Below are 19,007 nucleotides of genomic sequence, written 5' to 3'. Positions count from 1 at the left end.
GAGCAGCCAGCCAGCTTTGAATTCGCAATAAAGAGGTGTCTGCTTGATTAGGGTGCTAGTGGTCGATGACCACGATCTGGTACGCACAGGCATTTCCAGGATGCTCGCCGATATCGATGGCCTACAGGTGATCGGTCAGGCGGAATCCGGTGAGGCCGCGATCAAGAAGTCGCGCGAGCTCAAGCCGGACGTCGTACTGATGGATGTCAAGATGCCGGGTATCGGTGGTCTCGAGGCCACTCGCAAGCTCCTCCGCAGCCATCCGGACATCAAGGTCATTGCCGTCACCGTCTGCGAGGAAGATCCCTTCCCGACTCGCCTGTTGCAGGCCGGTGCAGCCGGTTATCTGACCAAGGGCGCCGCACTCGATGAGATGATCCAGGCGATCCGAATGGTATTCGCCGGACAGCGTTACATCAGCCCGCAGATTGCCCAGCAGCTCGCATTGAAATCGTTCCAGCCCAAGGTAAACGGCTCCCCCTTCGATCTGTTGTCCGAACGTGAAATTCAGATCGCGCTGATGATCGCCAACTGCCAGAAGGTTCAGGCCATTTCCGACAAGCTGTGCTTGTCGCCCAAGACGGTCAACACCTACCGCTACCGTATCTACGAAAAGCTTGCGATCACCAGCGACGTCGAACTGGCCTTGCTCGCGGTTCGCCACGGCATGGTCGACACCATCAATTGATGAGCGGGTTCGATTCTTCCGCGTTCCTGGCCTCATGCAGCGGACGTCCCGGCGTGTACCGGATGTTCGATGCCGACGCCAAGCTGCTTTATGTCGGGAAGGCGAAAAACCTCAAGAAGCGGCTGGCGAGCTACTTCCGCAAGACCGGACAGGCGCCGAAAACCGCAGCGCTGGTGGCCAAGATCGCGCAGGTCGAGACCACTATCACGGCCAACGAAACCGAAGCGCTATTGCTCGAACAGACACTGATCAAGCAGTGGCGTCCGCCGTATAACATCCTGCTGCGCGACGACAAGTCGTATCCCTACGTGTTTCTCTCGAGCGGCGACTTTCCCCGGCTCAGTATTCACCGCGGTGCAAAAAAGGAGCCGGGACGCTATTTCGGGCCCTATCCCAGCGCCGGCGCCATTCGCGAAAGTCTCAGCCTGTTGCAGAAGGCGTTCTTCGTGCGCCAGTGTGAAGATAGCTATTACCGCAATCGCACCCGGCCCTGCCTGCAGTACCAGATCAAGCGCTGCAAGGCGCCCTGCGTCAATCTGGTCAGCCCGGACGAATACGCCGAGGACGTCCGGCATTCGGTGATGTTCCTGGAAGGGCGCAGCAATGCCCTGGCCGAAGAACTGTCGCGCAACATGGAAAAGGCCGCGATGGCGCTCGATTTCGAGCGTGCCGCTGAGATCCGCGACCAGATTGGCATCCTGCGCCGAGTGCAGGACCAACAGAGCATGGAGGGTGGTAGCGGTAACGTAGACATCGTCGCCGCCGTGGTCAGCCCCGGTGGCGCCTGCGTGCACCTGATCAGCGTGCGTGCCGGGCGGGTGCTCGGCTCCAAGAATTTCTTTCCGCAGGTGGCCATCGAAGAGAGCGTCAGCGATGTGTTGCAGGCGTTTCTGGAGCAGTACTACCTCAGCTCCATGGAACGCGATCTGCCAGCTGAGCTGATCGTCAATTCCGTTCACGAAGACTTCGAAACGCTGATCAGCGCGATCGCCGAGCTGCGCGAGGTCGAACTGACCATCAGCCATCGCGTCCGCGGCACGCGCGCGCGCTGGCAACAGCTGGCCCTGACCAACGCTGAGCAGGCATTGGGCGCCCGCCTGGCGAATCGACAGCATCTGGCTGCGCGCTTCCAGTCGCTTGCCGAGGCGCTGGAGCTGGACGAGCTGCCGACCCGGCTCGAATGCTTCGACATCAGCCATTCCAGTGGCGAGGCAACGGTTGCATCCTGTGTCGTCTTCGGTCCGGAAGGTCCGCTGAAGTCCGACTATCGCCGCTACAACATCGAAGGCGTGACCGCCGGTGACGACTATGCCGCGATGCACCAGGCGCTATCCCGCCGCTTCAAGAAGGCCGCCGAAGGGGAGGGTAAGCTGCCGGACATCCTCTTGGTGGACGGCGGCAAGGGGCAGCTCAACATGGCGCGTGAAGTCCTTCAGGAGCTCGCGGTACCGGAGTTGATCCTGCTCGGCGTGGCCAAGGGTGTGACCCGCAAGCCCGGCCTGGAGACGCTCTATCTCAATGATGCGGCGCATGAATTCACGCTGCCCGGGGACTCGCCGGCGCTGCATCTGATACAGCAGGTGCGCGACGAGGCCCACCGCTTCGCCATCACCGGTCACCGGGCAAGACGTGGCAAGGCGCGGATGACCTCGACCCTCGAAGGCGTACCGGGTATAGGGCCGAAGCGCCGCCGAGAACTGCTCAAACACTTCGGTGGTCTTCAGGAACTCTGTCGCGCCAGTCTCGATGAAATCGCCAAGGCACCAGGCATCAGCAAAAAGCTCGCCGAATCGATTTATGCCGCTTTGCACAGTGAGTAGAATCACCTCCTACATTCGCGGATCAGTGGTATCGATGAACATTCCAAACATTCTCACCGTGCTGCGCGTACTGCTGATACCGATCATCGTCCTGCTGTTCTATCTTCCGTTTCAGTGGAGCTACCTGGCGGCCAGCGCTGTGTTCACCATTGCCGCGGTCACCGATTGGCTGGATGGTTATCTGGCTCGCAGGCTTCAACAGAGCACCCCATTCGGCGCCTTCCTGGATCCGGTGGCCGACAAGCTGATGGTGGCGGTGGCCTTGGTACTGCTGGTCGAAGAACACGCAAACCTCTGGCTGACCCTGCCGGCGACCATCATCATCGGTCGGGAGATCGTGGTATCGGCGTTGCGCGAATGGATGGCCGAGCTGGGCGCGCGTGCTCATGTAGCGGTATCGAACCTGGGCAAATGGAAGACGGCGGCGCAGATGGTGGCGTTGATCATTCTGCTGGCCAACCCGCCTTTGGCGACGGTTTGGGTCGGGCTTGGCTATGCCTTGCTGATCATCGCCGCGGCGTTGACGCTATGGTCGATGGCCAATTACCTGATGGCCGCCTGGCCTCACCTCAGCCCATCCGAAAAGAAATAAAAAACTTTTTTAATCAAAGGCTTGACGGGCGCTGCTGAAACTATAAAATGGCGCCCGTCACCAAGACGATGCGGGAATAGCTCAGTTGGTAGAGCACGACCTTGCCAAGGTCGGGGTCGCGAGTTCGAGTCTCGTTTCCCGCTCCAGTTTGTTGACGATGACGCCGCAGTATGCGGCGTCATCGTTTTGAGGCCGGTTGGCAGAGTGGTTATGCAGCGGATTGCAAATCCGTGTACGCCGGTTCGATTCCGACATCGGCCTCCATTAGTAAAGAAACCGCAAGCGCAAGCTTGCGGTTTTTTTATGCCTTCGATTTGGCGCACGGCGGGTCAGTCGAATGCACCGGCGGTCGATAGCGGCGCGGTGCGGCTTGCCGAAGCCTGAAAACGGAACTGTACCGGCTTGCTCGTGGCCTCACGCACAGAGGCCAACGAGGAGCAGGGTATGTCGGATGCAGTAAGTTACTTGGCTATAGCGGCTGCCGTGATTGTCATCGCACTGGATCTGCTCGCTATCGTCAGCGTTTTCAAGAGCGATCGTACGGTTGGCGCCAAAGCTCTGTGGGCGATCGGCATCGCACTGTTTCCTGTCCTTGGTCTGGTGTTCTGGCTGATCGTCGGCCTGCGTCGCCAGCATTGAAAAACCACGTTGCCACCGCGCTCGCGGTGGTGGTTGTCTGCGCTGATGCACATCACGCGAAGCTCGTTGTATGTTCAGTGTCGTTCGGGTTGCACCTGGACGGGTGGCTGGTTATAGTCCTGCGCCGCGATGGAGCATCGCGTTCACCGTCCTGCCCGGATGGCGAAACTGGTAGACGCAAGGGACTTAAAATCCCTCATCCGAAAGGGTATGCGGGTTCGATTCCCGCTCCGGGCACCATCGGCGTGACGATATCGTAATCTCTTGAAGACCGGCCTCTGCAGCCGGTTTTTTCGTTTCTGCGGTCCGCAAGTTCGTATTTGACCAACGGCAACCTGTCTGCCTGAACGCACACGCCTGTCGATCCTCCTATCTGTACGGGTAACGAAGAGGTGAGACATGAGTACCGAGCGAGACGATCAGAAACCGCAGGGCGCATTCCCTACGAACGGCCGCGCTGAAAGCGACGATGACGGCGTGGTGATTCCTGGCTCCGCACCGCCACTGAGCCCCGGGCGCACCGACGTGAACCCGGATGACCAGGCGGGCGTCGATGAATTGCCGAATAACGAACTGGGCCGACCGCGGGATCGTGCGGATGGCGTTCCGATCGAGCGCGAAGCGCCAGACATCGATGTCGACAACGCCGAAATGGACGACACGCCCAACCCGCGCTAGGTCTGGTTGCCACTTGCTTGCGATACCCCTCGCGCGGGACCGTTCATAGTGCTGAGCAAGCTTTGATGGTGCCTGAGCGTCGCACGGCAAATGCTCATCACGCTTCGTCTCTCTGCAATCGGCGAGGCGCCCTACGAACTAAGCGTGTCTGTTCCGGATCGCGTTCGACCAGGGTGTCTCGTTCCACCTGCATCATGTTCGGACTGACAATGAATAATCTGATCAAGCCATACGGTGTGATTGCCGGCCTGGCTCTTCTGGCCGGTTGCAGCGCCATCGAGCACGTTCCTCCTGCCGACGGGAGCGATGAGTACGTCTTCGCTTGTACCAAAGTCGCCGGGCAACCCGGCTGTGAGACCCAGGCGCAACGAGCCTGCCCGGCGGGCTACGAGACGTTGAGTAGCGAAGAGAATTTCGATCGCAAGGAGCTGCGTATTCGCTGCGTGGCGGACTGACCGCGACGCCGCCCGTCCCTGCCGAGCGGCCGCCCACACGGCAACCGCTCGGCAGGGACGGGTAGCACTATTCGTTTTTCATCCCGAGCAGCTCTTCGGCTTCTCCCAATACCTTGAGCGACTGCTCATGATCCCCGGCGTTATGGAGCTTTTCGCCTTCGGCACGCAGGGCTTGCACCCTGGTGAGGATGGCCGGGTCGCTCGGCGGATTGGTTTTCAGCTGTTCGTCGATCTTCGCCATGTCCATTGGGCAATGCATTGCCCAGAGCGGGGTGCTGATGAGGGCGGCGGCGAAAGTAAGCACAAGGCGGCGCATGATGTCGGTCTCCTGAGAGGGTGGCCTCGTCAGTATAGGAGCCAGTTGCGGGCGCGGCGGGTTTCGGACGCGAGGTCGAGGCCTATGTACTGAAGGCCGATAGTTATCGTACAACTACTGGGCTATGATACGGCTTACTTCGCTTCACATAGAGATCGATGCGTCATGGAAAACCAGATCGCTCAGCCACGCGCTCGCCGAAAGCACCGCAGCCTTGCCCAGGAACTGGTGACCGAGCTGTCTCAGCAAATACGCGACGGGGTCATCAAGCGTGGCGACAAGCTGCCTACCGAGTCAGCCATCATGCAGGCGCAGGGTGTGAGCAGGACGGTAGTACGCGAGGCTATTTCCCGTCTGCAGGCCTCGGGCTTGGTGGAAACCCGCCATGGTATCGGTACCTTCGTGCTCGATACGCCCAGTACCACCGGGCTTCGTATCGATCCGGCGACCATCGGCACCTTGCGCGATGTATTGGCCATTCTCGAGTTGCGTATCAGCCTCGAGGTCGAATCGGCCGGGTTGGCGGCAACGCGTCGGACCCCTGAGCAGTTGGCAGCGATGCGGGCATTTCTCGACTCGTTGCAGCAGAGCGCCGCGCTCTCGAGCGAGGCGGCGGTGTCGGACTTCCAGTTCCACCTGCAGATCGCCGAGGCGACCGGCAATCGCTATTTCACCGACATCATGAACCATCTGGGCACCGCGATCATTCCGCGTAGCCGCCTGAACTCGGCGCGTCTCGCGCATGACGATCAGCCGCACTACCAGCAGCGTCTCGGGCGTGAGCATGAGCAGATCTATGATGCGATCGCCCGGCAGGATGCTGAATCCGCTCGCGCCGCGATGCGCCTGCATTTAACCAACAGCCGCGAGCGGCTGCGCCACGCGCACGAAGAGGCCGAGACCGACAAGGTCGAGCAGGGCTGACCAACGCCGTACGTTACAGTGAGAGGCCGCCGTCGTACGGCTGGCCTTGCGTTCGGGACCTGTCCAACCAGCGAGGCTGTCCGGGCGCTTTGCTGATCCCTGCAACCGCTCACCGTCCTGTCAGACGGCGGCCCGACACGACAAAGCTTGCGCGCCGGTTCGCTCGTTGCTGTTTTCCCTTCCCTCAGTGCTTGCGGTAGGCCAGCAGAACGATCCCGCTGACCACGATCAGGCCGCCCAGCACCTGCCAGGGGCCGAGTAATTGGCCCAATACCAGCCAGCCCAACAGCATGCCGGCAACCGGCTCCATGTTCATCACCGGTGCATTGCGCGCGATGTTCAGACGCGGCATGAAAATGAACAGCGTCGAGAACGCCGCCCCGTAGAGCAACACCAGGCACCCCAGCGCAACCCAACCGGCGGTGGCGCTGGGTAGGCTCAAACCGCCCGGTATCAGGCCGCTGGCACCGAGCAGGGTAGACGCCGTGAACACTACGATCAGCGTCAGCATGCTGCGAACCGAGCCGGCCATTTTCGATAGCTTGTGCTCGGTCACCCACAGCGCCACGGCAAACACCGCGGCGGCGGTCAGGCTGAACAGAACACCGGCGGTCCACTGCCCATCCGGTGCCTCGCTGCTGAGCAAGCGTGCCGGAACGTCGAGTACCAACACCAGACCGAACAGGATCATGCTCATGATTGCCAGCGCCTGGCGGCTCGGCCGTGGCCCACCTAGCGCCCAGGTCAGCAGCGCAAGCATGATGGGCGAAAGATTGACCACCAAAAGAGCCAGCGCAACGGGGATACGCGCCACGGCCGAATAGATGCAGAAGCTCTGAACCGCGATCAGCAGGCCGAGCAGGATCTGCCAACGCCAGGTGGCGCCGCTCAGACGCAGGGATTCGCGCCGCCAGAACACCAATCCGCTCAAGACCAACAGCGTGACGCCGGCACGGCAAAGCATGGCCAGCAGCAGGCCGGTGTCGTGATCGAACGCGATGCGGGCAGCGATATGGTTGCCGGCGAACGAGCAGGCCAGCGTGGCCAGAATCAGTACGGCGATATGGCGTGGAAATGGCGCAGCAGTTTGCATGAGGTCAGTCCTGGCCTGGGCCATCCGTTTTGGCGTCGGCACTATTCATGTCGATGGTTTGTGAATCATTTCCTGGCGTGCAAAGCAAAACGCCGCCCGGGTGGGCGGCGTCCTCATTCCTGCGCCGAGGACTGTCAGAGCACCATGCTCGGCAGCCAGAGGGAAATGGCGGGAATGTACGTGACCGCAAGAAGCACCATGAACAGCGCGATATAGAAGGGCAGCAGCGCCTTCACGGTATTCTCGATGGTCACTTTGCCAATCGCTGCGCCAACGAAGAGTACCGCACCGACCGGTGGCGTGATCAGCCCGATACCGAGGTTGACCAGCATGATCATGCCGAAGTGCACCGGGTCGACTCCAATGCCGGTGATGACTGGCATCAGGATCGGTGTGAGGATCAGAATCAACGGCGCCATGTCCATCAGCGTGCCCAGCACCAGCAGCATCAGGTTGATGCACATCAGGATCACGTAGCGGTTGTCTGACAGCGTCAGGAACAGCGTGGTGATCTTCGACGGGATCTGCATCAGGGTCATGATGTAGCCGAAGCTGGCGGCGAAGGCGATCAGGATCATCACCACCGACAGGGTGCGCACGGTGCGGTGCAGCAGTTTCGGCAGCTCGTGCCACTTGTAGTCGCGGTAGATGAACATGGTCACGAAGAACGCCCAGACCACGGCGATCGACGCGGACTCGGTCGCGGTGAAGACGCCCGAGAGGATGCCGCCGAGAATGATGACCATGGTCATCAGGCCCCAGAGCGCTTCGGCGCAGATCTTCAACGCCTGGCGCAGCGGAATGACCTCTCCCTTGGGATAGTTGCGCGCCCGAGCGAACAGCAGGCACATGCTCATCATCACCGCGCTCAGCAGCAGCCCAGGGCCGATGCCGGCGATGAACAGCGAGGAAATCGATACCGTTCCGCCAGCTGCCAGCGAGTAGAGCACCGAGTTGTGGCTGGGTGGGGTGAGCAGCGCCTGCACCGAGCCACTGACCGTGACCGCGGTGGAGAACTCGCGCGGGTAGCCCTTCTTCTCCATTTCCGGAATCAGTACCGAGCCCACCGAGGCGGTGTCAGCCAGAGACGAGCCGGAGATGGCGCCGAAGAAGGTCGAGGCCATGATATTGACCAGCGACAGTCCGCCACGAACGAAACCGACCAGCACACCGGCGAACGCCACCAGCCGGCGGGACATGCCGCCTTCGGCCATGATCGCGCCCGCCAGCACGAAGAAGGGGATGGCCAGCAGCGAGAACTTGTTGACGCCGCCAGCGACCTGAATCATCACCGCATCGAACGGAATGTCGATCCACCAGGCGCCGATCAGTGCGGACAAACCCAGGGCGTAGGCCACCGGCATACGCAACAGAAAGAGGATGGCAAAGCTGCCGAGCAGAATCAGTGCGTCCATTACACGGCCTCCTTGCTGTTTTCAACGAATTCGTAATCAACGACGCGACGCTTGCTCTGGTCGCCAAATAACAGCCGTTCGAGCACGAACAGCAGCGTGATGGCGCCACCAATCGGAATCGGCGAGTAGGTAATCCCGACGCGCAAGGTCGGCAGCGTACTCATGAACTGGTTCCAGGTCGCGATACACAGCTTCACGCCCCAGATGGCCATGAACAGACAGATGATGCCCATCAGAATCTGCACCACTAACTCGACGTGGCGGTGCAAAAACGGCGGCAGGCGATCGGTGAACATGCTCACGGCCATATGCGCGCCGGCCCTGTAACTGGCGGCAGCGCCGAGAAAGGTAAAGATCACCATCAGCAGGATGGCTACGGGTTCTGGCCAACCGGCCCCAGTGCCCAGCACGTAGCGCGCGAAGATCCCCCAGGGGATGATCATGGACATGACCACGATGGCCAGGCCAGCTACCCATACGCAGGTCATGTAGATCGCGTCGTTGACGCGCAGCAGCGTGTTTTTCATCAGGTTCACCACAAGCGCGGCGGCGGTGCAGGCCCGCCGCCGCGAGTTTTTCAAAGAGAACGAATCACTGGACCGCTTCGATACGCTTGATCAGGTCGGCATAGGGCGCGCCGTACTTCTCACGAATCGGAGCGGTAGCATCGAAGAAGGGCTTCTTGTCCACCTCGATGAACTCGACGCCGGCTTCCTTGAGCTTGGCTTCGCTGCTGGCGGTCTTTTCGTCCCACAGCTTGCGCTCTTCGAACTGCGCTTCCTTGGCGTACTTCTTGACGATCTCCTGCTGCTCGGGCGTGAGCTTGTTCCAGGTGGCCTTGGAAATCACGATCGGCTCGGGGAGGATCAGGTGGCCGGTCAGGGTGTAGTACTTGGCACTACGGAAGTGGTTGTGCTCGAGCATAGTCGGCGGATTGTTCTCCGCGCCATCGACCACACCGGTTTGCAGCGCACTGAAAATCTCACCGGTGTCCATGGCGATGCCGCTGGCACCCAATGCGTTGAAGGTCTCGATGAACATCGGGTTACCGATGACTCGGATCTTCATGCCCTTGAGGTCTTCGAGGCTGCGTACCGGCTTTTTGGTGTAGAGGTTGCGAACGCCGCCGTCCATCCACGCCAGGCCGACCATGTTGAATTCGGAGTTGGTGATCTTGTCGAGGATCTCCTGACCGATTTCGCCATCGATGACCTTGCGCATGTGTTCATGATCGCGGAACACGAACGGCATGTTGAACACGTTTACATCCGGGACCACCGGACCGAGCGTGCCCAGGCTGACACGGGTCATCTGCACGGCACCGATCTGGACCTGCTCGACGACTTCCTTTTCCGAACCCAGTACGCCGCCGGAGAACATGCGGAACTTGAGCTCGCCGTCGGTGGCCTTTTCGATGTTCTCGCCCATGTGCTCTTGAGCGACCACGGTGGGGTAACCGGCGGGATGAATCTCAGCGATCTTGAGTGTCATGGCCGCGTGAGCGGTGCTCGACAAGCAGAACGCGAGGGGGAGTGCCGCGATGAGCAACTTGCGTTTGAAGTTCATGTGAATCTCCGTCTTGTTGTTGTTGGTTTGCAGCGTTGCGAAGCGTCAAGGCCGGTCAACCCGAGCCTGTCCTTGGGGTGAAGCGTCAGTGAAAACGAGGTTCCTCCAGTCCGGCGACGCCGGCTTGCAGCGCGAAGACCCCGCCGGCCAATGGTTGGTCGGTCAGGTCGCCGACTGGACGAATGGATGTGACGAACAAAGTATCCAGGCCAGGCCCGCCAAAAGCGCACATGGCGGGCTTCTTGACCGGTACCTGCAGAGAGCGATCGAGGCGGCCGTCCGGCGTGAAGCGATGGATCAGCCCGGCGTCGTTGCCGCAGATCCAGTAGCAGCCATCGACGTCTACCGCCGCTCCGTCGGGGCGGCCGGGGTGCTCCTTCATATCGACAAACAGCCGGCGATTGCTCGGTATGCCAGTGTCGATGTCGTAATCGAAGGCCCAGATGGCTTGCACGCTGGGGTGGGAGTCGGACAGGTACAGGGTGCGACCGTCCGGGCTGAAGGCCAGGCCGTTGGGCACCACGAAATCCTGCAGGCGGGCCTGGCTCGATTCGTCGTCGGTTGAACCGTCGAGGCGATACAGCTTGCCGGCCGAAACGCCTGCTGCCATGTCCATGACCATGGTGCCGGCCCAGAAGCGCCCCTGGCGGTCGCAGCGACCGTCATTGAAGCGCATGCCGGCATGTGCATGCTGCACCTGGGTGAGGCGGGTCGCGGCAAGCGTGCCGTCATCCTGCGGAACGATGTCGAAGACACCGTCCTCCATGCCGGCGACCCAGCGATTCGCGCTTCCCTCGCGGCGTGCGATGCAGGCGATCATCTGCTCGCCGGTCCATCGGGTCACCGAAGCGTCAGCGGCTTTCCAGCGCAGCAATTGGCGATTGGGAATGTCGACCCAGTAGAGGGCTTGCTCGGAGGCGACCCAGACCGGGCTTTCCCCGGTAGCGTTCCGGGCATCGACGATCAGTTCTGCTTGGTTTGCCATGGCGACTCTCTTGTTGTTTTTCGCGGCGTGGCGTGCGGCTCAGTCTTCGAACGGCCCAGCCTCGCAGAAGGCGCCGCCCTGGTAGATCAGCGCTGGGTCATTCGGCGCGTACGGTGGCTGCTGTTCGATCTTGTCGCGGAAAACCTCGGAGCTATCTTTCGGCTCGAAGCCCAAGTGTGCGGCCAGGTGGTTGTCCCACCAGACGTCGCGGTTCGCCGAGGCGCCGTAGACCACGGTATGGCGGACGTCGGGCGTAAACAGCGATTGGCCAATGAGGTCGGTGAGGTCGCGGTAGCTTAGGTAGGTCGCCATCATTCGGCGGTTGAGTGGCTCGGGGAAGGAAGAGCCGATGCGGATGCTGACGGTTTCGATGCCGTAGCGATCGAAGTAGAAGCTGGCCATGTCTTCGCCATAGGACTTGGACAATCCGTAGTAGCTGTCAGGGCGGCGGGCGACACTGGCGTCGATCTTCTCGGTCTGCTTGTAGAACCCGATCACATGGTTGGAGCTGGCGAAGATCACACGCTTGATGCCGTGACGACGAGCGGCTTCGTAGATGTGAAAGACGCCCTTGATATTGGCTTCGAGAATTTCTTCGAAGGGGCGCTCGACCGAGACACCACCGAAATGCGCAATGGCATCGACACCTTCGCACAAGGCATGCACGGCGGCCTTGTCGGCCAGGTTGCACTGAACCACTTCTTCGTGAGGGCCGGCTGGCGGATCGATGGGGGCGATATCGGAGAGGCGAATGATGTTGGCGTAGGGGCGAAGCGTTTCGCGTAACACCTTGCCCAATCCTCCTGCAGCGCCTGTCAGCAGGAGGCGGTTGAGGGGTGTGGGTGTGGTCGTCGTGCTTGTCATTGTGGTCTGCCCATCGCTTATTGTTTTTGATGTCATCGGTTGTCGGATGACTTGCGCTGATTATTTCGCTCGCCCTCGGGCTTTGTCAACTGTCGGCGCGGCCGTTTCCATGCTGCCTGGACGTCAGCATAGACCTCGAACAATAGCCTGCTGCGCCGCTGAGAGCGGCGTAATAGCTGGATATAAGCGATTCTGCGGGTTGTTTGGTGGCCTCACGCTAGCCGTCGCGCTCGGGCAAGCACATACCACTAAAGTCGAGTAAGGCATCTGGCGCGATCACGGCAGGGCAAGACGAAAGAAGGGCTTTAGGTTGTATGATGACCACGTCGCCACAGCAATGCCCAGCCCGCCCAGACGCCAAGCTCGCGCCAGGGCTCAAGTCATGAGGAAACGGTCAGTCGCCATGAAAAGAAAACAACTCGACCGGCAGCCAACCAGCGCGCCCAGGCTGATCGACGTGGCCAAGGTCGCGGGCGTATCGCCGATCACCGTTTCGCGTGCACTGGGCCGGCCGGAACTGGTTACCGATGCCACGCGCAAACGGGTGTTGGCAGCCGTCAGGCTGACCGGCTATGTGCCCAATCTGGCCGCTGGTGCCTTGGCCAGCCGCCGCAGCCGGCTGGTGGCGATCTTCCTGCCGACGATCGCCAACTCGATCTTCGCCGACACCGTGCAGGCGCTCACCGATCGCCTGGCCGAGGCGGGCTATCAGACACTGCTCGGTCTGACCGGCTACAGCGCTGAACAGGAACAAGCGCTGCTTGAAGCCGTGTTGGGTCGACGACCAGACGGTATCGTCCTGACCGGAACCGAACATACTCGCTACAGCCGTGAATGCCTGGCACGGGTGGGCATTCCGGTGGTCGAGGCCTGGGACCTGTGTGAGCGTCCCTTGGACATGCTGGTGGGCTTTTCGCACGAGGCGGTGGGCCGAACCGTGGCCCGGTACCTGCTGGATAAAGGCTACCGGCGCGTGTCGGTGGTGAGCATCGACGATCCCCGTGGGCTGAGGCGTTGTCGCAGCCTGATCGAGGCGATGGCCGGGCAGGGCGCCGAACCCATCGCCATGGAGGTTCTGCCGGCGCCGGCGACCTTGGCTGTCGGGCGGCAGGGCCTGTGTCGTTTGCTGGCGCGCCATGCGGCTGGCGAGGTGGTGGTCTGCAGTTCCGACACCCTGGCCCAGGGCGTGCTGGCGGAGGCGGCCAGTCGCGGGCTGGCTGTGCCTGAGGACCTGGCCGTGATGGGCTTTGGAGATCTGTCCAGCGCGGCGTACAGCCATCCTCCGCTGACCACCGTACGCGTCGATAGCCCGCGGATTGGCCGAGCCATTGCCGAAGCGTTGCTGGCCCGCATCGACGCGCCTGCCCTGGCGCGCGATCCGTTGCGCCTGGATGTCGGTTTCGAGCTGATCGTCCGTGACAGCGCCTGACGAAATCGGGGCTTGAATGATTGCGCAATCATCATAGGCTGAACCGGGCTGTCCATTTTCCGACGGCCGTGTAGACCGCGTCGCACCTGGCGCGGGCGGTGCGTCGGTTCCATTCGAGGAGGTTCCATGAACCACACGCCCGCAACCGTCTGCGCCGACGACGACCGCATCGCCTGGCTGCGCCTGCGCTCGGTGGCCTTGCCGCTGGCCAACCCGATCAGCGACGCGAAGGTGCTCACCGGCCGGCAGAAGCCGATGACCGAAATCGCCATCCTGATCGCCGAAATCGAAACCCGAGATGGGCACCAAGGCCTGGGTTTCAGTTACTCCAAGCGCGCCGGCGGTGCAGGGCAGTTTGCCCATGCCCTGGAGGTGGCGCCCAACCTCATCGGTGAGAACCCCAGCGATATCGCCAAGCTCTGGGACAAGCTCTGTTGGGCGGGTGCCTCGGTGGGCCGTAGCGGGTTGGCGACCCAGGCGATCGGCGCCTTCGACGTGGCCCTGTGGGACCTCAAGGCCCGCCGTGCCGGGCTGTCGCTGGCGCGCCTGCTGGGTGCGCAGCGTGACTCGGTGCGTTGCTACAACACCTCTGGCGGCTTCTTGCACACGCCATTGGATCAGCTCTTGAAGAACACTGACCTCTCGAGGGAGAAGGGCATCGGCGGAATCAAACTCAAGGTCGGCCAGCCGGACTGGGCGCTGGATCTGCACCGGGTCGGCACGGTGCGCCAGCACCTGGGCGAAGCATTTCCACTGATGGTCGATGCCAACCAGCAGTGGGACCGGCCGACCGCGCGCCGCATGTGTCGACGTCTGGAACCCTTCGATCTGGTGTGGATCGAGGAGCCTCTGGATTGTTACGACGCCGAAGGGCACGCCGAACTGGTGCGCCAGTTCGATACGCCCATCGCGACGGGCGAGATGCTCACCAGCCCGGCTGAACACTGGGAGTTCATTCGTCAGCGCGGGGCCGACTTCCTGATGCCGGATGCCCCGCGCGTGGGCGGCATCACGCCCTATCTGCGGATACAGACCCTGGCCGAGCAGGCCGGCATGACATTGGCGCCGCACTTCGCCATGGAACTGCACGTGCACCTGGCGGCGACCCATATTCGTGAGCCATGGGTCGAGCATTTCGAGTGGCTGGAACCTTTGTTCGAGGAGCGGCTGGAGATGCGTGACGGGCGGATGTTGGTACCCAACCGCCCCGGGCTGGGCTTGAGCCTGAGCGAGCGGGTGGCCGGCTGGACAGTACAGCAGGCCGAGGTAGGTCAGCGGCGCTGAGTGGTTTCGCTGGCGGCATGGCGAACCGCTTCACGTAGCGCGTCGACGGCGGGGTTGTCGTTGTCGTCGCGCCAGACCAGATGCAGCTCGCTGTGCACGCCTGTTGGCAGTTCGAGCGCACGCCAGCGCACCCGCTCGAAGCTCACCGCGCTGGCGCTGCGCGGCACCAGGGCCAGGCCCATGCCGACATTGACCAGCGACAGAATGGTCAAGGTGGTACCCAGCGACTCTACATAGTCCGGTTGCACGCCGCTTGCGCGAAACATGCCGGTAAGCAGCTCATTGAACGGCTGCCAGGCGGCATGCGAATACATGATGAGCGGCTGGCCGTGCAATGCCGCCAGTTCGAGCGGTTCAAGCCGTGCCAACGGATGCTCGTCGTGCACGGCCAAGACGAAGGGCTCGCATACCAGACGCTCGCTGATCAGTCCCGGCTGGTTCAGCGGCGCCCGCACGATGGCCAGATCGATGCGCCGCGTGTGCAGGGCCTGCAACTGCTCGAACGTGGTCATCTCCTGGAGCGCGATCTGCACACCGGGGCGGTCGCGCCTGGCCTGGGCCACGACCCGAGGCAGGAAGTCGTAGACCGCACTGGCAACGAAGCCGATGCTCACGCTCCCGCTTTCACCCAACGCAATCAGCCGAGCCGTCCGCGCCGCCCGCTGGGCCTGTTCGAGCAGCGCCTGCGCTTCGACAAAGAAGGCACGACCCGCAGCGGTCAGGGCAACCGCACGGGTACTGCGGGTAAACAGGACGACGCCCAGTTGATGTTCCAGCAACTGGATCTGCCGGCTCAGCGGCGGCTGGGTCATGTGCAGGCGCTCGGCGGCGCGACGAAAATTCAGCTCCGTTGCCAGAGCGGTAAAACATCGAAGTTGCGCCAGATCGAACATTGATCCATTTCCGGTATCAATCAAGTGGCTGATTAGATTAGCCCTGCATCAATCGCAACGTCCATCATGCCTGCCTGCATACCGAGACCGATGAAGGTGGACATGAAAGCCTACAGCCCTGACCGCATCACCTGGATCCGCTTGCGCTCGGTGGAGCTTCCGCTGGCGCATACCGTCAGCGATGCCAAGGTGGCCACCGGCCGGCAATCGGCACTGGCCTCGGTCAGCCTGTTGTTTGCCGACATCGAAACTGCACAGGGGCACGCCGGGCTGGGCTTCAGCTACAGCTTGCGCACCGGCGGGCCGGCGCAATATGCCCACGCCCAGGAACTTGCCCCCTTGCTGATCGGTGAAGACCCCAATGACATCGCCCGACTCTGGAGCAAGCTGGCCTGGGCCAGTGCTTCGGTAGGGCGGGGTGGCGTTGCAGCGCAAGCCATTGCCGCGTTCGACACCGCCTTGTGGGACCTCAAGGCACGGCGCGCGGCGCTGCCACTGTCCAAATTACTGGGCGCGCAGCGCAGCTCGGTGCGCTGCTACAACACCTCGGGCGGCTATTTGCAGGCCTCGATCGAAGAGCTCATCGACAAGGCGACGCAGTCGCGCGAGCGCGGCATAGGCGGCGTGAAGATGAAAGTCGGGCAACCGGACAGGCGTCGCGATCTGCAGCGGGTCGAGGCGGTGCGCAAGCACCTGGGCGACGAGGTGCCGCTGATGGTGGACGTCAACCAGCAATGGGATCGCATTACCGCATTGCGTATGGGGCGCACGCTGGAGCAGTACCAACTGGAATGGATCGAGGAGCCGCTCGACGCCCATGACGTTGCCGGGCACGCCGCGCTGGCCACGCAACTGGATACGCCCATCGGTACCGGCGAGATGCTTACCAGCGCCGCCGAGGCCCTGGGGTATGTCGACAGCGGCGCGGTCGATGTGATCATGCACGACGCGCCACGCCTGGGCGGCATCACACCGTTCCTCAAGGTCGCCCAGGCCGCGGAACAACGCGGCATGATCATGGCGCCGCACTTCGTCATGGAAATCCACTTGCACCTGGCGGCGGCCTACGAGCACCAGACCTGGGTCGAACACTTCGAATGGTTGGAGCCCGCGTTCAACGAACGGCTGGAGATACGTGACGGCCAGATGATCGTGCCAGACCAGCCAGGCCTGGGCTTGAGCCTGCATGAGCGGGTGGCAGGGTGGACACGGTCAGACGTCGAGATAGGCCAGCGTGGATGAGGCAGAACCGCGCCAGGGCGCGGTATTGCCTGGTGGCGCTCGCTTGCACGAGCGCCAGAGGGTCAAGCGCTTTGCAGTTTTTCAACCGCGCTTTTGCGGCCACGCAGTGCGCTGAACAGATGCCAGAGCACCGACAGCAGGGCCAGCGCCAGGAAGGCCGCCGAGATGGGGTTGGTGAGAAAGCCCATGAAGTTGCCGTCAGACAGCATCAGCCCGCGACGCAGGTTGGTTTCGGCCATCGGGCCGAGGATGAAACCGATGATGAACGGCGCCGCTGGCATACCGCCTTTGACAAAGCCATAGCCGATCAGGCCGAACAGGAGAATGGTCCAGACGTCGAACACGCGGCTACTCAACCCGAACGCACCCACCACGCAGAGCACCAGGATGATCGGCAGCAGGATGTGCTTGGGTACCGCCAGCAGCTTGATGAACATCCGCAGGCCGTAGAACTCCAGTACCAGCATCATCACCGAGGCGAGAATCAGCGCCGCGAAAATGGTGTACACCAACGCGCCCTGGCTGACGAACAACAGAGGGCCGGGCTGGATGCCGTGAATCATGAAGCCACCGAGCAGGATCGCCGTCACGGTGTCGCCGGGAATGCCAAGGGTCATCAGCGGGATCATGGCGCTGCCAATACCGGCGTTGTTGGCGGTTTCGCTCGCCACCACGCCGTCCACGGCACCCTTGCCGAACTGCTCGGGATGCTTGGAGCGCTTCTTGGCGATGATGTAGGAGACGATGTTCGAAGTGCCGGCGCCGATGCCCGGCAATATGCCGATCCCGATGCCGATCAGCGACGAGCGAAACGCATTGGGAATCTGGCCGAAGAACTCCTTCATGGAGAAGCCGAAGCCCTTGACGCCCTTCATGCTGACCGACGCGATCTTGCTCTTGTGCGCGGCCTTGCCTGTTTCGGCGATCTTGATCACCTCGGCCACGGCGAACATGCCGATCATCACCGTGAGCATTGCAAAACCGCCGTTGAGGTTGGGCGAGTCGAAGGTGAAGCGGCGAATGGCATCGACCGGCGCGATCCCTACGGTGGAAAACGCGAACCCCAGGGTGCCGGCATAGATGCCCTTGAGCAGCGAGCCGGTGGACAGCGTGGCGATCAGCGTCAACGAGAAGATCGCGATGGAGAAGTATTCGTGCGGCCCGAAGCGCAAGGCGATCTTGGCCAGCGAAGGCGCGATCGACATCAGTGCAACGATACTGAACACCGTGCCGATGAAGGAAAACACCACACCGACGCCCAAGGCCTTCAGGCCTTCGCCTTTCTCCATCATCGGCCCGCCGTCGAAGGTCGTGGCGATGGAGGCGGGCGTACCCGGGATCTTCAGCAGAATCGCCGAAATCAGGCCGCCGGAGGTTGCACCGATGAACAGTGCGACCAGCAATGACAAGCCAGCGGCTGGCCCCATGGTGTAGGTCAGTGGCAAGCACAAGGCGATGGCCATGGTCGCCGAAAGTCCGGGGACGGCACCAAAGACGATGCCGACCGCGACGCCAAGCGTGATCAGGATGAATATGTAGGGCGAGAAAACCGCACCGAAACCGGCCTGCAGAAGTTCGAACATGGCCGCCTCCTAGAATTTCAGAAAGCCGGTCGGGAGCATCAGATCGAAGCCCTGCCGGAAGGTGAAAAAGATCACAGCGGAGGTGACGACTGCGATGACGATGTAGGTGATGTGGTTGATCTTCTGTTCGCGCGGTGTGATCACGATGAACTGCGCATAGAGATACAGCACGGTCATGATCGGAAAGCCCACCTTTTGCAGCAGGGCGACATACACGGCGATCAGGCCCAGCGTCTTGAATACCGTTGGATAGTCCGGTGGCGTTCCGGCAGAGGGGTCGGCATCGGCATCGGGATCGACGGGCGGATGCGTCGCCCGGGTTGCGGTCAGGAGCTGCAATATACCCAGCAGACAGAGTCCGACGGACAAGACGTACGGGACGGTGGAAGCGTCAATGAAACCTTTGCGCGGAAGATTGATGGTCAGGAACAGGTAGAACAGGCCGGCGCCCAGCATCAGGGCTCCGACCAGTAACTCCTTTCTCTTGTAGGTATCCATGGGACAACTCTCGATTCAGAGGAAAGGCTGCCGGACGCGGTGA

At 61.8% G+C, this 19,007-nt stretch carries 20 protein-coding genes and 3 tRNA genes; 13 read left to right on the top strand and 10 right to left on the bottom strand.

Annotated elements, in window-relative coordinates; translation table 11 throughout:
- The first annotated feature begins 43 nt into the window (after window positions 1–43).
- The 9 genes from gacA to KVO92_RS02420 all read left to right on the top strand — a co-directional run bounded on the left by gacA (window position 44) and on the right by KVO92_RS02420 (window position 4,872).
- A complete protein-coding gene (gene gacA, locus KVO92_RS02460; RefSeq protein WP_217474098.1) occupies window positions 44–688 on the top strand; it encodes a response regulator transcription factor GacA in 645 nt (214 codons plus the stop codon).
- The gene (gene uvrC / locus KVO92_RS02455) at window positions 688–2,508 is read left to right on the top strand and encodes an excinuclease ABC subunit UvrC (RefSeq protein ID WP_423836218.1); all 1,821 of its coding nucleotides are present in this window, start codon (window positions 688–690) and stop codon (window positions 2,506–2,508) included. The genes gacA and uvrC overlap by 1 nt, the downstream gene beginning before the upstream one ends.
- 34 nt (window positions 2,509–2,542) lie before the next feature.
- The gene (pgsA, locus tag KVO92_RS02450) at window positions 2,543–3,100 is read left to right on the top strand and encodes a CDP-diacylglycerol--glycerol-3-phosphate 3-phosphatidyltransferase (RefSeq protein WP_217474096.1); all 558 of its coding nucleotides are present in this window, start codon (window positions 2,543–2,545) and stop codon (window positions 3,098–3,100) included.
- Between the two features lie 70 nt (window positions 3,101–3,170).
- Window positions 3,171–3,246 (top strand) — tRNA-Gly (locus tag KVO92_RS02445).
- Between the two features lie 44 nt (window positions 3,247–3,290).
- Window positions 3,291–3,364 (top strand) — tRNA-Cys (locus tag KVO92_RS02440).
- Window positions 3,365–3,544: 180 nt separating this feature from the next.
- Window positions 3,545–3,739 (top strand): PLD nuclease N-terminal domain-containing protein, encoded by a 195-nt coding sequence (locus KVO92_RS02435; protein ID WP_217474095.1) that lies wholly within the window; start codon window positions 3,545–3,547, stop codon window positions 3,737–3,739.
- Window positions 3,740–3,892: 153 nt separating this feature from the next.
- A tRNA-Leu gene (locus KVO92_RS02430) sits at window positions 3,893–3,979 on the top strand.
- Between the two features lie 159 nt (window positions 3,980–4,138).
- Entirely contained in the window at window positions 4,139–4,417 is a 279-nt protein-coding gene (locus KVO92_RS02425) for a hypothetical protein (protein WP_254621265.1), read from the top strand.
- Between the two features lie 209 nt (window positions 4,418–4,626).
- Complete coding sequence (locus KVO92_RS02420) at window positions 4,627–4,872, top strand: hypothetical protein (RefSeq protein WP_217474094.1); 246 nt, start codon at window positions 4,627–4,629, stop codon at window positions 4,870–4,872.
- Between the two features lie 67 nt (window positions 4,873–4,939).
- On the opposite strand, the gene KVO92_RS02415 is transcribed toward KVO92_RS02420, so the two are convergent.
- On the bottom strand, window positions 4,940–5,188 hold the full coding sequence (locus KVO92_RS02415; protein WP_217474093.1) for a hypothetical protein: 249 nt from the start codon (window positions 5,186–5,188) through the stop codon (window positions 4,940–4,942).
- A gap of 165 nt (window positions 5,189–5,353) precedes the next feature.
- On the opposite strand from KVO92_RS02415, the gene KVO92_RS02410 reads away from it, so the two are divergent.
- Entirely contained in the window at window positions 5,354–6,112 is a 759-nt protein-coding gene (locus tag KVO92_RS02410) for a FadR/GntR family transcriptional regulator (protein WP_217474092.1), read from the top strand.
- A gap of 184 nt (window positions 6,113–6,296) precedes the next feature.
- Here KVO92_RS02410 and KVO92_RS02405 read toward each other — a convergent pair whose 3' ends face one another.
- From KVO92_RS02405 to KVO92_RS02380, 6 genes are all read right to left on the bottom strand, one after another.
- Window positions 6,297–7,205 (bottom strand): EamA family transporter, encoded by a 909-nt coding sequence (locus KVO92_RS02405; protein WP_217474091.1) that lies wholly within the window; start codon window positions 7,203–7,205, stop codon window positions 6,297–6,299.
- 134 nt (window positions 7,206–7,339) lie between these two features.
- Window positions 7,340–8,620 carry a TRAP transporter large permease gene (locus tag KVO92_RS02400; protein ID WP_217474090.1) on the bottom strand — a complete coding sequence of 427 codons (1,281 nt, stop codon included), beginning with the start codon at window positions 8,618–8,620 and terminating at the stop codon, window positions 7,340–7,342.
- A complete protein-coding gene (locus KVO92_RS02395; protein WP_217474089.1) occupies window positions 8,620–9,147 on the bottom strand; it encodes a TRAP transporter small permease in 528 nt (175 codons plus the stop codon). The genes KVO92_RS02400 and KVO92_RS02395 overlap by 1 nt, the downstream gene beginning before the upstream one ends.
- A gap of 64 nt (window positions 9,148–9,211) precedes the next feature.
- Entirely contained in the window at window positions 9,212–10,186 is a 975-nt protein-coding gene (locus KVO92_RS02390; RefSeq protein ID WP_021208227.1) for a TRAP transporter substrate-binding protein, read from the bottom strand.
- Window positions 10,187–10,271: 85 nt separating this feature from the next.
- Window positions 10,272–11,171, bottom strand: coding sequence for an SMP-30/gluconolactonase/LRE family protein (locus KVO92_RS02385; protein ID WP_217474088.1), 900 nt, complete (start codon window positions 11,169–11,171; stop codon window positions 10,272–10,274).
- Between the two features lie 39 nt (window positions 11,172–11,210).
- Window positions 11,211–12,035 (bottom strand): NAD-dependent epimerase/dehydratase family protein, encoded by an 825-nt coding sequence (locus tag KVO92_RS02380; protein ID WP_217474087.1) that lies wholly within the window; start codon window positions 12,033–12,035, stop codon window positions 11,211–11,213.
- Between the two features lie 403 nt (window positions 12,036–12,438).
- Between KVO92_RS02380 and KVO92_RS02375 the strand changes: the two genes are divergently transcribed.
- Both KVO92_RS02375 and KVO92_RS02370 read left to right on the top strand, forming a co-directional pair.
- A complete protein-coding gene (locus tag KVO92_RS02375; RefSeq protein ID WP_254621264.1) occupies window positions 12,439–13,464 on the top strand; it encodes a LacI family DNA-binding transcriptional regulator in 1,026 nt (341 codons plus the stop codon).
- A 126-nt stretch (window positions 13,465–13,590) separates the two neighbouring features.
- Window positions 13,591–14,748, top strand: a complete 1,158-nt coding sequence (locus KVO92_RS02370) for an L-talarate/galactarate dehydratase (protein ID WP_217474085.1) — start codon at window positions 13,591–13,593, stop codon at window positions 14,746–14,748.
- On the opposite strand, the gene KVO92_RS02365 is transcribed toward KVO92_RS02370, so the two are convergent.
- Complete coding sequence (locus tag KVO92_RS02365) at window positions 14,736–15,641, bottom strand: LysR substrate-binding domain-containing protein (protein WP_217474084.1); 906 nt, start codon at window positions 15,639–15,641, stop codon at window positions 14,736–14,738. The genes KVO92_RS02370 and KVO92_RS02365 overlap by 13 nt on opposite strands.
- Window positions 15,642–15,743: 102 nt before the next feature.
- Between KVO92_RS02365 and KVO92_RS02360 the strand changes: the two genes are divergently transcribed.
- A complete protein-coding gene (locus KVO92_RS02360) occupies window positions 15,744–16,883 on the top strand; it encodes an L-talarate/galactarate dehydratase (RefSeq protein WP_217474083.1) in 1,140 nt (379 codons plus the stop codon).
- 62 nt (window positions 16,884–16,945) lie between these two features.
- Here the strand turns inward: KVO92_RS02360 and KVO92_RS02355 are convergent, their stop codons facing one another.
- Together KVO92_RS02355 and KVO92_RS02350 are read right to left on the bottom strand one after the other, a co-directional pair.
- Entirely contained in the window at window positions 16,946–18,466 is a 1,521-nt protein-coding gene (locus tag KVO92_RS02355; protein WP_217474082.1) for a tripartite tricarboxylate transporter permease, read from the bottom strand.
- A 9-nt stretch (window positions 18,467–18,475) separates the two neighbouring features.
- The gene (locus tag KVO92_RS02350) at window positions 18,476–18,964 is read right to left on the bottom strand and encodes a tripartite tricarboxylate transporter TctB family protein (protein WP_217474081.1); all 489 of its coding nucleotides are present in this window, start codon (window positions 18,962–18,964) and stop codon (window positions 18,476–18,478) included.
- Window positions 18,965–19,007: the final 43 nt, after the last annotated feature.

Source organism: Stutzerimonas stutzeri, from assembly GCF_019090095.1.
Taxonomy (GTDB): domain Bacteria; phylum Pseudomonadota; class Gammaproteobacteria; order Pseudomonadales; family Pseudomonadaceae; genus Stutzerimonas; species Stutzerimonas stutzeri_AN.
The sequence above is the reverse complement of the archived record's forward strand: the minus strand, read 5'-3'. Positions and strand labels throughout refer to the sequence as shown.